General features: G+C 66.3%; 12 protein-coding genes. 4 read left to right on the forward strand and 8 right to left on the reverse strand.

What is annotated here, in order from left to right; all coding sequences use genetic code 11:
• Positions 1-19: 19 nt before the first annotated feature.
• The 8 genes from fliD to flgA form a co-directional block, all read right to left on the reverse strand.
• On the reverse strand, positions 20-1,984 hold the full coding sequence (fliD, locus tag RBR52_RS12900; protein ID WP_320377686.1) for a flagellar filament capping protein FliD: 1,965 nt from the start codon (positions 1,982-1,984) through the stop codon (positions 20-22).
• 77 nt (positions 1,985-2,061) lie between these two features.
• Entirely contained in the window at positions 2,062-2,460 is a 399-nt protein-coding gene (locus RBR52_RS12905) for a hypothetical protein (protein ID WP_320377687.1), read from the reverse strand.
• A 103-nt stretch (positions 2,461-2,563) separates the two neighbouring features.
• The gene (locus RBR52_RS12910; RefSeq protein ID WP_320377688.1) at positions 2,564-4,039 is read right to left on the reverse strand and encodes a flagellin; all 1,476 of its coding nucleotides are present in this window, start codon (positions 4,037-4,039) and stop codon (positions 2,564-2,566) included.
• Between the two features lie 384 nt (positions 4,040-4,423).
• Positions 4,424-5,539 (reverse strand): chemotaxis protein, encoded by a 1,116-nt coding sequence (locus tag RBR52_RS12915; protein WP_320377689.1) that lies wholly within the window; start codon positions 5,537-5,539, stop codon positions 4,424-4,426.
• Positions 5,536-6,039, reverse strand: a complete 504-nt coding sequence (locus RBR52_RS12920) for a chemotaxis protein CheW (protein ID WP_320377690.1) — start codon at positions 6,037-6,039, stop codon at positions 5,536-5,538. The genes RBR52_RS12915 and RBR52_RS12920 overlap by 4 nt, the downstream gene beginning before the upstream one ends.
• Positions 6,036-6,998, reverse strand: a complete 963-nt coding sequence (locus RBR52_RS12925) for a histidine kinase (protein ID WP_320377691.1) — start codon at positions 6,996-6,998, stop codon at positions 6,036-6,038. The genes RBR52_RS12920 and RBR52_RS12925 overlap by 4 nt, the downstream gene beginning before the upstream one ends.
• A 76-nt stretch (positions 6,999-7,074) precedes the next feature.
• Complete coding sequence (locus RBR52_RS12930) at positions 7,075-8,052, reverse strand: GGDEF domain-containing protein (protein ID WP_320377692.1); 978 nt, start codon at positions 8,050-8,052, stop codon at positions 7,075-7,077.
• Between the two features lie 342 nt (positions 8,053-8,394).
• The gene (gene flgA / locus RBR52_RS12935) at positions 8,395-9,162 is read right to left on the reverse strand and encodes a flagellar basal body P-ring formation chaperone FlgA (protein WP_320377693.1); all 768 of its coding nucleotides are present in this window, start codon (positions 9,160-9,162) and stop codon (positions 8,395-8,397) included.
• A gap of 544 nt (positions 9,163-9,706) precedes the next feature.
• Between flgA and flgB the strand changes: the two genes are divergently transcribed.
• Genes flgB through flgE form a run of 4 tightly spaced genes read left to right on the forward strand, consistent with a single transcriptional unit; the run spans position 9,707 to position 12,570 of the window.
• Positions 9,707-10,114: a flagellar basal body rod protein FlgB gene (gene flgB, locus RBR52_RS12940; RefSeq protein WP_320377694.1), complete on the forward strand. Its 408-nt coding sequence runs from the start codon at positions 9,707-9,709 to the stop codon at positions 10,112-10,114.
• Between the two features lie 27 nt (positions 10,115-10,141).
• The gene (gene flgC, locus RBR52_RS12945) at positions 10,142-10,558 is read left to right on the forward strand and encodes a flagellar basal body rod protein FlgC (protein WP_320377695.1); all 417 of its coding nucleotides are present in this window, start codon (positions 10,142-10,144) and stop codon (positions 10,556-10,558) included.
• A gap of 27 nt (positions 10,559-10,585) precedes the next feature.
• On the forward strand, positions 10,586-11,275 hold the full coding sequence (locus RBR52_RS12950) for a flagellar hook assembly protein FlgD (RefSeq protein WP_320377696.1): 690 nt from the start codon (positions 10,586-10,588) through the stop codon (positions 11,273-11,275).
• A gap of 50 nt (positions 11,276-11,325) precedes the next feature.
• A complete protein-coding gene (gene flgE / locus RBR52_RS12955) occupies positions 11,326-12,570 on the forward strand; it encodes a flagellar hook protein FlgE (RefSeq protein WP_320377697.1) in 1,245 nt (414 codons plus the stop codon).
• Positions 12,571-12,579 lie beyond the last annotated feature (9 nt).

A 12,579-nucleotide genomic window follows, 5' to 3' on the forward strand; every position in this document is an offset into this window, starting at 1 on the left:
GTGGCGATCAGGGCGGCGATCAGCCGCCGGTTGGACTGGAACTGGGACTGCTGCCTGGCGGATTGAAGAACGCGGTGAGGTATTGCCCCACCGATTGCAACTGCGCCACCTGCGTCTGCATGGCGTTGAACTGCTGCTGCAGCAGCGCCGTCTGCGCCGCGGCGCTGTTCTGCAACTGGGTGATCTGCTGGTCGATGCCCTTGATGGTGTTGTTCAGCCCGCTGGTCGCGGCCGAGACAAACCCGCTCTGGGCATCGAGCGCCTGGGTCAGAATGGCATTCATCTGCTGATAAATGCCCCGGCTGACCGTGACCGAACCCAGGCTGCCCGTGGCCTGTCCGCTGATATTCACCTGCAGCCCCAGTGCCGCGCCCGGCCCGGTGACGGTGAGCAACTGCCCTGCCCCGCTTGCGGTCTGGCCGTTGATCGAGCCGATCACATCCGTGCCCTTGACGGTCTGCAAGGTGGTGCCAACCCCGGTGCTGCCCGCAGACGCCGCCTGCGTGGACACCACGGTGAAGCTTTGCGCGCTGCCATAGCCCGCGGTCTGGAACTCCAGGCTGCCGTTGTTGTTGAGGGCGGTGATGCCGCTCAGTCCCTGCTGGCCGAGCGTGGCATTGATCGTGTTCACGATGCTGTCGATGGTCGAGCCCGAAGCCAGTTGCACCGACACGCTGGTTGCGCCCGAGCCGAACACCAGCGTTTCCGAGCTGGTGATGCCGCCGCTGGCCACCGGGTTGGCCGCGGTGAACGTGCCCTGCGTGGCGCCGGAGGTGACATTCACCGCGTAGGTGCCGGGCTGGGTATCGTTGCCCGCGCCGACATACTGCACATTGGCATTGGTGGCCGTGCCCACCTGGCCGAACAGCCCGGCCACGGCGTTGTAATTGTTCTGCAGCGCAGAACTCAATGTGCCCGAATCGAGCGCCAGCGTGCCGTCCTGCGCCAGGCTGATGCCCACCGCGCCCAGCGAGGTATAGGCGCTGCCCGGCGTGGTGCCGACGCCCTGTCCGCTGATGAGGTTGAGCAGTTGGGTGCGCAGCGTCTGGATGCCGGCATTGCCGATCAGCGGGCCGCTCTGTCCCGACGATCCGCTGGAAGTCGTGCCGCCATTGAACGCGGTGAGCTGGTTCAGCGTGCCCATGGTGGTGTTGAAGGCGGTGACGAAACTCTGCACCGAGGTGACGAAGGCGCTGGTGTCGTTGGCCACGGTGAGGGTGGTCGAGCCGCTGGCTTGCAGCAGGTTCAGGCTCACGCCCGGAATCGCCCCGCTGACCGCATTGGTCGCGCTGGTGACCGCCAGACCGTTGATGCTCACCGAAGCGTTGCGGGCGGCCTGGCTCTCGGTCATGGCGCCCGAGGCGCTGGCGCTATAGCTCAGGTCGCCCAGCGAACCGGTCGCGCCGCTGACACTCACGGTGAAGGCATTGGCCGCCCCGGTGTGGTTGCCCGTGAGCGTGAGCCGGTAGCCGGTGCCGTCATAGATGACCGCGGCATTCACCCCGCTGCGCGACTGGTTGATCGCCGCGGCGATGCCGTTGAGCGAGTTGTTGCTGTTGTCGATGTTGATGTTGGTGACCGAGCCGCTGCCCACCTGAATCTGCAGCGTGCCCGTACCGAGCGCGGTGTTGGTGGCCGAGGCGAAATCGCCGGAATAGATGCTCTGCGTCTGCGCCAGCACGATATTGCTCAGCGAATACGTGCCCAGCGGCGCATTGGCGCTGGCCGTGCCCGACACCGCGCTGGAGTCGCTCAGGCTGACCGTGCGGTTGTTGAGCTGGGTGACGTTCTGCAGCCCGGCCACGGTCGATTGCAGGCTGGACAGGCTGCTCTGCACCGAACCCCAGGCGCTCAGCGTGGACTGATACGACTGCTCCTGGCTTTTCAGCAGATCGATGGGCTTTTGATACGCCGCCGACAGCGTCGTGATCAGCGACTGCACATTGATCCCGCTCACCAGGCCTGAAATGGATACCGACGACATGCTGGACTCCGATTGCGCTTGCGCTTGTCAGGCTCAACGACACACCCCGGCCGAACTGTAGGGCCAGAGACCTGTCATCAGGCTTTTTCCTGCAACAGGCTGCCCGGCGGCATGGGTTGATCGGGGCTGCGGGCCGCTGCCTTCGCCACCTGATCGGCGGGCACGTAGTAGCGCACGAACACCTGCTGCGTCTGCTTGTCTTTCAGCTCCACCAGCACCTGGCCGGGGTGTCCCCCGTCCGGGTCGAGCCCGGCGGTCAGCGCCACCGAGGGCTCTTGCTGGCTCACCTGTTTCTGCAATTTATCGGCTGCCTGTGCCAAGTCGGCGGGCGGCACGCTGCCGGGCGCGGCGGCAGGCAAGACCCCTGCAGGTGCACCGGCTTGCGCAGCCGCTGGTGCCGGGCCTGGCGTGGGCGCAGGCGCAGCGGCAGGCAGCTTATTGGGTGTCGAAAAATTCACCGCACTTCGAACGTCCATGATGCCTCCATTCAGGCAGACAAAAACCATGAAGCAGATGGCAAAACCCCCGGGACACCTGACGGCGGCCCGGGGACACTCCTGGAGAAACGATCAGGCGTGCTTACGGCAGCAGCTTGAGGTAGCTCTGCTGCAGCGAGTTGGCCTGCGCCAGGGTGGAGATGCCCGCCTGCTGCAGGATCTGGTACTTGGACAGCTGCGTGGTCGCCTGCGCGATGTTGGCGTCCTGCACCACCGACTGCGCCGCCTGCAGATTGGTCGCCGTGGTCTGCGAGTTCTGCACCGAAGCCTGGATCCGGTTCTGGATCGCGCCCAGACTGCCGCCCTGCTGGTTCAGGGTGTTGATCGCCTGGTCGATGATCGAGATCGCCTGGTTGGCCCCTTCGACCGTCGCCACATTCACCGTGGACACCGCCGACAGCGTGCTGATGTCGCCCAGGCCGATGGCCACGCCGTTGCCCAGCGAGTAACCCTGGGTGGACTGCAACTGGGTGAAGCCCTGCACCAGCGCCGTGGCGTTGGTGCTCGACACGGTCGTGCCGCCCGCAACCAAGGTGCCGGTACCGGTGAAGCCCTTGATCGAGATGTTTTCGCCCTGGCTTTGGGTCAGCACGAGCTGGTTGCTGGAGTTGACGCTGGCGGCGATACCGGTCTGCGCGGTCGAGCCGTTGATGGCCGACACCAGACCGCTCAGGCCGGTGGGATCGACACTGGTGACGTTGGCCGAGATATTGACCGCGTTCGTCTGGCTGCCCGTGTCTCCGTTGCCGATGCTGAAGCTGAAGCTGCCGGTGGTGACGGTGAGGGCCACGCTGGTATTGGCCGTGGCGGTGACGCCGGTTGTCTGGCTGATGGCGTTGATCGAGGCGGCAATGCTTGACGCGGATTCGGTCGCGGTGACGGCAACCCCGGAAGCGCCTGCCGAGCCCGACACCGTGACAGTGCCTGCCGTGAACGCGCCTGCGCCGGAGGTGATGGTGTAGGCCTGACCTGCCGCATAGCCGTTGCTGGCTGCAGCGCCAGTGGTGCTATAGATGGTGCCGCTGGTGGCCATCACGTTATTGCCGATGGCGTTGGAATTGGCATTGGCCACCGACACATTGATGATCTGGTTGGCGTTGGCGCCCACCTGGAACTGCTGGCCGCTGAAGGTGCCGTCGAGCAGGTTCTGGCCGTTGAACTGGGTCTGCGTGGCGATGGTCTGCACCTGCGCGAGCAACTGCGACACCACGCCCTGCAGCGAGGCCCGGTCCTGCGAGGTGTTGGAGCCGTTGGCCGACTGGACCGCGATGGTGCGGATCTGCTGCAGCAGGTTGGTCTCGTTCTGCAGCGCGCCGGTGGCGGTCTGCACCAGCGACACCGCCTGGTTGCCGTTGGACACGGCCTGGTTCAGGCCGTTGATCTGGGTTTGAAAACGCTGCGAAATGGCGTAGCCCGCCGGGTTGTCCGCAGGGCCGTTGATCTGCTTGCCGGTGGAGAGCTGCTGGATATAGGTGCTCAGGCTGTTGGACGTGCTGTTGAGCGCGTTGAGCGTATTGAGCGAATTGACGTTGGTGTTGATGATGCCGGAAATGGCCATGATGGAGCTCCTTTGCTATGGGGAAATCCGGCATCCGTGCCGAATACGGACAACCCTGTCCGCACTTCACTTGACGGCACGCGGCAAAAGGACTTTAGGGCCCGTTCGCAACAAAACGCTGAAATCCCCCTCCCGGCCTCCCCCACAAGTGGAGGAGGTGAGAAATGCGCTTCGCGTCATCTTCGGATGCCCCTCCCGGCCTCCCCCACAAGTGGAGGAGGTGAGAAATGCGCTTCGCGTCATCTTCGGATGCCCCTCCCGGCCTCCCCAACCAGACCGCAAAGGCGCAGATCGGCTCCCTCTCCCTCCGGGAGAGGGTTGGGGTGAGGGTTCGCGCGCCAAGGCGGAAAAGGCAAAGCCAACTGAATTTTTCAGGGCGTTTTCTCAAGTTTTACGGGCGGCCTGCGCGATCGCCTGGCAAGCGCCCTGCGCGGCCAGATGCCACTGCGTCCACTGCCGATGAAGGCTCGCCATGCGTTCGTCTTGCTGCGTCGCCGCATCAGTGATCGCGTCGATCTGCGCCGTGACGTCGCGCAGGCGTGCCAACATCTGGGACGGCGCGTCGCCCGGCGCGTCGGCCCGAGGGGTCTGTCCCGCTGGCCTTTCGGACGGGACGGGCGCAACCGCCGCTTCGCCCGCTTGTCGGGCTGCCGCGCCGAGCAAGGCGTCCAGATCGGCTTCGGTCTGTTCGATCACGGCCGCGTCGGCCGTTGCGCTGGCGGCCAGGTGCGAGAGCTGCAGTCGCAGGTTCAGCCCCAGCAGGGTCAGCGCCTCGGCCGATTGCGCCAGTTGCTCGGCGCGGCGCTGCTGCGTAGCCAGCAAACCGGACTGCTTCTGCACCTCGGCCGTCAGGCTGACAACCACCGATTTCAATTCGGCCAGCGCGGCCTGCCTTTCATGCGCCATTGCGCCCAGTTCGTGCCGCGTCGGCTCGGGCAAAGGCGGCAAGGCGGCCAAAGCGGCTTGGGCTGCTTCGGCGCGCTCCAAGGTACGGGCGGTTTCCTGTGCCTGTTGTCTGAGCAGGCCGAGTTCGGCCTGCGCCTGGGCCGCCTGCCGCTGCCAGGCGCTGCCCTGCGTCCGCTCGGCGTCGAGCGCCGACTGAAGGGCGGCGAGTTGCGCAGCCGTCTGCGCGGCGGTCTGCACGGCGAATTGCGCATTCATTTGCGCCTTCTCGCGGGCTGCTGCCTCCACGGGCAGGCGCGCCGCCGAGGCCGCGTCGATCAAGGGCTGCCAAAAAGCGGTCAGAGAAGATTCGAGCTGCGCCGTCGCCTCCGGCTTGGTGACCGCCTCGTGCAATGCCTGCTGCACCTGCAGCAAATCCAGTCGGAACGACAGTCCGAGGTAGAACGCCAACGACACCAGCAGCGCTGCACCCGCGCCCCAGGCGGTGAGCAGTAGAGCGAAAGAAGCGCCCAACCCTGCGAGTATGGCCAGGGCGCCGCCCCAGACCAGCGCGAGCAGGCTGAGCAGCAGCAGGCTGCGTTGCGGCGTGCGTTTCATCGCCGTTCTCCCGCCAGATTCCAGCAGGACTGCCACAGCGCGGCCACATCGAACACCGCGATGGGATCGGCGGGCTCCAGCTCTGCCGGGCCGGCAAGCGAAGGAGCGCCCGCGTGCAGCAGGCCGCGAATGGCGTTCCACGGCGGTCGCAGCCCCGGCCGCGCCGGCGCCCAGTGCCGGGTGAGCGTGGTCGCGGACAGTCGCAGCAGGCCACCCACCTCATCGACGGCCAGCACCCCGGCGTGCTGCGCCTGAGTCCAGACCAGAAACCGCGCATCCCCTGCCGACAGACTCGGGCGCCGCAACAGGCAGGCGCCCAGATCGAGCACCAGCAGCGGCCTGCCCTGCCAGGCCAGCATCCCGGCGCAGCAGGGCAGACGCTGCGACGCGGGCAGCGACAGCAGATTCGGCGAGCGCAGAATCTGGCGCACGGGTGCAGCCTCCAGCGCATGAAACTGCTCGCCCACGCGAAACTGCAGCCAGGAGGTCGCGCGATTCATGCGCCTTCTCCGGTACGCAGACGTTCGGCCAGCCAGGGAAGATCCAGCAGCAGCACGGCCTGCCCGGCCTGCGGCTGCCACGGCGCGCCTTCCCACGCCGCCGCGCGCACCCCGCAGGCCGATTGCACGGCGGGCGGCACCGGCCAGAACAGCAGGTCTTGCTGGCGCCCAAGTGCCTGTACCCGCACGGCAAAGTGCGTCCCTTCCGGGCCGGATTGCAGCAGCATCGCCGCGCCGCCTGCCGTGTGCCGTGGATTTGGAACATTCCAGCAGGCAGCGAGATCGAGCGCGGGCAGCGCCATGTCGTCGTGCAGCAGCAGCAATTGCCCGTCCGGGCCCCTCCACCACGGCATGGCGGACTCCGACGCCGTGGATACAGCCTCCAGGGGCAGAGCGACGACCCAGGGGCCGACGGTGGCGGTTTGTACGCTCAGGGACATGCTGGAAAACGCCTCCCCCGCCAGCGGGGGAGGCTGAGAGGAAGGCGCAATCTCTGGCTCTGGCTCTGGCTCGGGTTGCGTCTCACTGGAAGTTTGGGTCTCAACGGAATACGGAGATGGCGGCGGGAGCGGCGCGGCGACCGCCGCAGCCTGCTCGCCCTGATTGAGCATCAGGCGATCGCGCAAACCGTCGATCACCGCCTGCAATTCACCCCACTGCAGCGCCGCGCCCGAGGCGATCAGCGGCAATTGCCGCAGCAAATCCTGCTCGCCCCGGCGGCAAAGCGCACTCACGTCCTGAAGCCGCAGAAAATCCGCGCCGATGCGAATGCCGCGCAGCGCCTCGGCGGCATTGCCCAGAGACTGCAGCGTGTCCTCGCGCGTGGGCTGCGTCTGCAGACCGGCGATGAACAGGCGCAAAAACTCCTGCGCATCCACGCGAAACGCCGCCAGCAGCTCTTGCGCGCTGGCGAGTCGCAGGCCGCTGGGCGAACGGTGAAGGGGGGCAGACGCGGACATGGCGGCGCTCAGCGTTCGGCCCGTCTCCAGGTTGAAGCGTTGCCCGTTTCACGCTGGCGGAGCATGAGCGCAAAAATCATGCGCAGTGACCGGGTTCGAGCCGTACCTGATCGCGCCCTTGCGCCTTGGCGCAGTACAGCGCCAGGTCGGCGCAGCGCAGGGTTTGCGCAATCGCGCGGCCGGTCAGCGCGGCCACGCCGGCGGAAAAACCGATGTGCAGTCCGCCGGTCCGGGTTTGCACCAGTGGACGTTGCGCGAGGGCCTGCCGCATGCGATCGACGATCTGCACCGCCTGCACCGCCGTGGCGCCGGGCAGCACGAGCACGAACTCTTCGCCGCCATAGCGATAGACACCGTCGTAGGGGCGCAAGGCGCCGCGCAGCAGGCGTGCGAACGCGGCCAGCACCCGGTCTCCGGTCTGATGGCCGTGCTGATCGTTGACGCGCTTGAAGTGGTCGATGTCGAGCATGACGACCGAGCACATGCCACCCTGGCGCAGCACCAGCGCCTGTTCGCCCTGCAGTCGCCGCTGCAGCGCGGCGCGGCCCGGCAGACCGGTCAGTGCGTCTTGCGCCGCGCGCCGGGCGGCCAAGAGCACTTCCAGATCGGCAAAGCCCTGCAAGGTGTCGAGGCCGAGGTCGATCAGGCGATCCCAGGTCTGCACGGCCCGTGCGTGCTGCTGATCGGTAGCGGTCAACTCGCTGATCAGCGAGCAGATCTCGGCCAGACGCCGCTGCTGCGCGTCGAGCGGCGGCAGCAGCTCTGCGGCATCCGGTGCGCTGCAGTCGATGACCTGGTCGAGCTGGTGTTCGATGGCGCCACGCGGCAACGCGACCACGGCCCCGGGGTGATTGCGGCAGACCCCCTGGCGCAGGCAACGCTGAAACCAGGCGACGTAGATCTGCCGCGCCAGTCGCAGAGCCGAAGCCTCCTGCGCTGCTCCGGTCTCGGGCTGGGTGGGGCTGGCGTCGATCAGGCCGCCTTCGAGCACACTCAAGGTCGGCGCAGACGGCTGTTTGGGTTCGGCGGTGGGCGACAGGGCCAGGGCGCACATGGGAATCTCCATTGTGAGGATGATCCCTGCTTAGCAAACGCGGTGCCAGTCGATTCCCTGCTTTTTGCGGCGCTGAATGACGATTTATCGGCGCCAATATCCACGTGAAAAGATGCAATCGAGTCGTGCTGCGGCGTGCATCCGCAACAAGACGGTTTTTTGACGCCGCTGGAAAATGAGCCAGTGCAGTGTTTCATGCTTGATGGAACAAATAAAAACGATGGATTTGGGGTTGGGGCAAGGCGCAAACCACAGCGATACCCGCAGGTATCGCGCGGATTTGCAACGCCGCCCCGGCGCCAAAGACGCGTTTTTATGTTCCAGATAGCGTGAAACACTGCACTACTGCAGCGGCACGACGACCTGCCCCTGCGCATCGACGATGCCGCTGACCACCCGGCCCGACTGCACATTGCGCACCAGCACCGATTGCCCCACGCGACCGTCCGCCATGGCCTGGCCGAGCGCGACCAGACGCACCCCCATGCCCTGTGCGATCAGGCTGACGGACTGACCGTAGTGCACGAGCTGCGGGCCGGTGAGCATGCTCTGCACCAGCGGCTGACCCGCGGCCACGCTGTAGCGCAGCACCTGCCCGACCAGCGCCTGCGCGTCGGTCACCGCGCCGGGGGGAAGCCGGGCGGCGTCGCGCTCGACCGTGGTGAGATCGGCCGCGGTGAGCGTGTGGCCAGCCTGCAGCGCGCGCGCTGCCACCACCGCACCCTGCGGCCGGTCCACCCGCACGGGCAGGTAGAGCGACCACACCGAGGGCGCGGCGCAGCGCACTTCCACGGTTTGCGCGCCAAACGGGTTGGCGTTGCCGAAATAGGCCGTGCGCAGATCGGCGCAGCGCGGGAAACGCAGCCCCGGCGCGGGTCCCTGCACATCGATTTTCACCTTCTCCCCGCCTGCTGGCAGCCCGGCGCGGACAAACGCCTCCACTGCAGCTCGTATCGTGGCCGGGCTCTCAGCCGCAGGCGCGGCCCAGGCCGAGGTCGCGCCCAGGCCAAGGCCGAGGGCGAGCGTGAAGATCGCCCCCAGCCCTGCCGCATTCGCGTCAGGCCCCCCGAGGGGGATGAGAAAACTTGGGGCGGCCCGGCGTTTTCTCATGAGGCGCAGGCACGAGATCAGAAATAGACGAATCAGCATCGCACAGGAGAAGATTGCAGTGAGTTGGCACGCCTGTAGACGCAAGGTCTGTACCAGCGAAACCTCCCCCTCCCGGCCTCCCCCACAAGTGGGGGAGGTGAGAACAGCGCTTCGCGCCTCCTTCGGATGCCCCTCCCGGCCTCCCCCAGCAAGTGGGGGAGGTGAGAAATGCGCTTCGCGCCTCCTTCGGATGCCCCTCCCGACCTCCCCCGCAAGTGGGGGAGGTGAGAACAGCGCTTCGCGCCTCCTTCGGATGCCCCTCCCGGCCTCCCCCGCGGGCGGGGGAGGTGAGATCGGCCCCCTCTCCCCCCGGGAGAGGGTTGGGGTGAGGGTTCGCGCGCCAAGGCAACACCCCTTGCCGTCCAAAGCCGTCAAGCGGCAAGGTCTTGCCGCTTTGCGCGTGCCGCTTGCCGCTTGCGGCGGCGTGTTCCCTGCGTTTCCCGGCTTGCCGCATCTGGCATGAAATCTGCAGTTCAAGCGCCACGAACCCTTACGAAACACGTCCATGACTTCCGCCCTCGACCGTGAATTCGCCCCGCTGCAAACCGCGCTGAACCTGCGCGCGCAGCGCCAGCAACTGCTCTCGGCCAATATCGCCAATGCGAGCACGCCGGGCTACAAGGCGGTGGATCTGGATTTTTCCGCCGCGTTCAAAGCGGTTTTATCTGGGCAACGAACCGGCGCTGTGGCGCTCAAGACCGATCAGCCCCGGCAACTGCCCGGCGCCGCCGCTCCCGTCGGGTCGAACTTCATCGCCTACCAGTCGGGCAACGCCGTGCGGCTGGACGGCAACTCGGTGGACATGAACCGCGAGCAGGCCGAGTTCCAGAAAAACAGCATTCAGTACGAAGCCGATCTCACCTTTGTCACCGGCAAGATCAAGACCCTGACCTCCGCCATCACCGGCAACTGAGTCTGCAACCGAGCCTGAGCCCCCGCCATGTCCCTGTTCTCCGCCCTCGATGTCGCCAACTCCGGCCTGAACGCCCAGAGCCTGCGGCTGAACGTGGTGGCCAGCAATCTGGCCAATGCCAATTCCGCCGTCAGCTCCAACGGCCAGCCCTACCGCGCCCGCGAAGTGGTGTTCGCCGCGCAGCCGCTGTCGGGTCCCGGCGTGCCCGCCGGGGTCAACGGCGTGCAGGTGGCCGGCGTGGTGGAAAAACCCGGCCCGCTCAAGCTCGTTTACGACCCCGGCAACCCGCTGGCCAACAAGGACGGCTATGTGAGCTATCCCAATGTCAACCCGGTCGATGAAATGGTCAACATGATTTCCGCCTCGCGCGCCTATCAGGCCGACGTGAACGTGATGAACACCACCAAGAACCTGCTGCTGAAAACCCTCACCCTGGGCCAATGACGCTTTTTTGCCTGAAAGACTCCTGCCATGAGCACCTCTCCCATCGGTTCCAACGCCTTTCTGTCCTCGCTGCAGACGAGCAGCAGCAGCGGCAGCGCCGCCAGCGGCCTGGGCGCAATGGCCGACGTCAACACCTTCTACAAGCTGCTGGTGACGCAGCTCACCAACCAGGACCCGATGAACCCGCTGAGCAACCAGGACCTCTCGGCCCAGCTCGCGCAGTTCAGCACCGCCAGCGGCGTGCAGGGCATTCAGCAATCGATGGCCGCGCTTACTGCCCAGCTCGCGCAGACGCAGGGGTTGCAGGCCGCCAATCTGGTGGGGCAGACGGTGGTGTTCGACCACAACAGCATCAGCCTGCCCGCCAGCGGCGGCGCGGCGGGCGGCTTCACCCTGGCCTCGGCCGCGCAGAACGTGCAGGTGCAGGTTGTGAACAGCGCCGGCCAGACCGTCGACACCCTGCAACTTGGCGCCCTGCCGACCGGCGTGCAGACCTTCAACTGGGACGGCTCGACCAGCGGCGGACACAAAGCGCCTGCGGGCGCCTACACCTTCAACGTCAGCGCCACCGACGGCAGCGGCCAGCCGGTGGCCGCGGTGCCCTTCGGCACGGGCAAGGTGCAGTCGGTCTATCTCAGCGGCAGCAACGGGCCCGCGCTTCAGCTCGAAGGACAGAGCGGCACCGTGCCGCTGTCGAACATCCAGGGCGTGATGTAGGCGCCAAAAGCCGACCCGCTTCGCCACACGATCTTTTTCCGGGGGATTCCATGAGCACCTTCCAAACCGCGCTGTCCGGCCTGAAAGCCGCCTCGACCGACCTGCAGGTGATGGGCAACAACATCGCCAACGCCAACACCGTGGGCTTCAAGAGCTCGAACGCCGAATTCGCCGACATGTACGCCGCCGCCGTCGCCGGCACTTCGCCGCAGTATGGCCAGGTGGGCATCGGCACCACCGTCTCGACGGTGGCGCAGCAGTTCTCTCAGGGCAATATCAGCGCCACGAGCAATCCGCTGGATGTGGCCATCAACGGCACCGGCTTCTTCCAGTTCGACTACAACGGCGCCACGGTCTATGGCCGCAACGGCCAGTTCCAGCTCGATCAGAACGGCTATGTCGTCGATGCCTCGGGCGGCAAGCTCATCGGCACGCCCGCGGTCAGCGGGGTGCTCACCGGCGGCTCGGGCCCGCTGCAGATCACCGAAACCACGCTGGCGCCCAAGGCCACGGCCAGCGGCACGCTGGGGCTGAACCTCAACGCCAGTTCGACGCCGATCAGCAGCGGCACGCCGTTCAACATGAACGACCCGACCACTTACAACTACTCCACCACCACCACGGTGTACGACAGCCTGGGCACGTCTCACCTGCTCACGACCTATTACGCGCTGACTTCCGGATCGACCGACGGGCAAAAATGGGATGTGTATTACAGCGTGGACGGCACGACCAGCAGCGGCAGCGGCATCACCAGCGGCGGGCCGATGACCCTCCAGTTCAGCTCGACCGGCGCGATCAGCGGCACGGCCAGTGGCGCCGTCGGCCCGCTGTCGTGGGCCGACGGCGCCTCGGGCTCGACCATTGCGCTCAACTTCGCCGGCTCGACCAATTACAACGCCCCTTCGGTGGTGAACTCGCTCACCACCGACGGCTACGGCGTCGGGCAGCTCAGCAATCTGTCGATCGATCCCAGCGGGGTGATTTTCGGCCGCTACACCAACGGCCAATCGGCCAAGCTGGGGCTCATCACCCTGACCAACTTCAAGGCGCCGCAGGGTCTGCAGCGCTTGGGCAACAACTACTTCGTGCCGACCTATGCCTCGGGCCTGCCTCTCACCGGACAACCCGGAGCGGGCGGATTGGGGGTGCTGCAGTCCAGCGCGGTGGAAGAGTCCAACGTCGATTTGTCGTCGCAACTGGTCAATCTGATCGTCGCGCAGCAGGCCTATCAGGCCAATGCGCAGACCATCAAGACGCAGAACCAGGTGGTCCAGACTTTGCTTAGTCTGTAAAAAAGCAGC

The organism is Thiomonas sp. (assembly GCF_034007205.1).
Lineage (GTDB): Bacteria > Pseudomonadota > Gammaproteobacteria > Burkholderiales > Burkholderiaceae_C > Thiomonas.

What these genes read in the sequence shown, in the direction of transcription:
- fliD (WP_320377686.1), bottom strand. Translation starts at nt 1,984, where the DNA reads ATGTCGTCGGTATCCATTTCAGGCCTGGTGAGCGGGATCAATGTGCAG.
- RBR52_RS12905 (WP_320377687.1), bottom strand. Translation starts at nt 2,460, where the DNA reads ATGGACGTTCGAAGTGCGGTGAATTTTTCGACACCCAATAAGCTGCCT.
- RBR52_RS12910 (WP_320377688.1), bottom strand. Translation starts at nt 4,039, where the DNA reads ATGGCCATTTCCGGCATCATCAACACCAACGTCAATTCGCTCAATACG.
- RBR52_RS12915 (WP_320377689.1), bottom strand. Translation starts at nt 5,539, where the DNA reads ATGAAACGCACGCCGCAACGCAGCCTGCTGCTGCTCAGCCTGCTCGCG.
- RBR52_RS12920 (WP_320377690.1), bottom strand. Translation starts at nt 6,039, where the DNA reads ATGAATCGCGCGACCTCCTGGCTGCAGTTTCGCGTGGGCGAGCAGTTT.
- RBR52_RS12925 (WP_320377691.1), bottom strand. Translation starts at nt 6,998, where the DNA reads ATGTCCGCGTCTGCCCCCCTTCACCGTTCGCCCAGCGGCCTGCGACTC.
- RBR52_RS12930 (WP_320377692.1), bottom strand. Translation starts at nt 8,052, where the DNA reads ATGTGCGCCCTGGCCCTGTCGCCCACCGCCGAACCCAAACAGCCGTCT.
- flgA (WP_320377693.1), bottom strand. Translation starts at nt 9,162, where the DNA reads ATGAGAAAACGCCGGGCCGCCCCAAGTTTTCTCATCCCCCTCGGGGGG.
- flgB (WP_320377694.1), top strand. Translation starts at nt 9,707, where the DNA reads ATGACTTCCGCCCTCGACCGTGAATTCGCCCCGCTGCAAACCGCGCTG.
- flgC (WP_320377695.1), top strand. Translation starts at nt 10,142, where the DNA reads ATGTCCCTGTTCTCCGCCCTCGATGTCGCCAACTCCGGCCTGAACGCC.
- RBR52_RS12950 (WP_320377696.1), top strand. Translation starts at nt 10,586, where the DNA reads ATGAGCACCTCTCCCATCGGTTCCAACGCCTTTCTGTCCTCGCTGCAG.
- flgE (WP_320377697.1), top strand. Translation starts at nt 11,326, where the DNA reads ATGAGCACCTTCCAAACCGCGCTGTCCGGCCTGAAAGCCGCCTCGACC.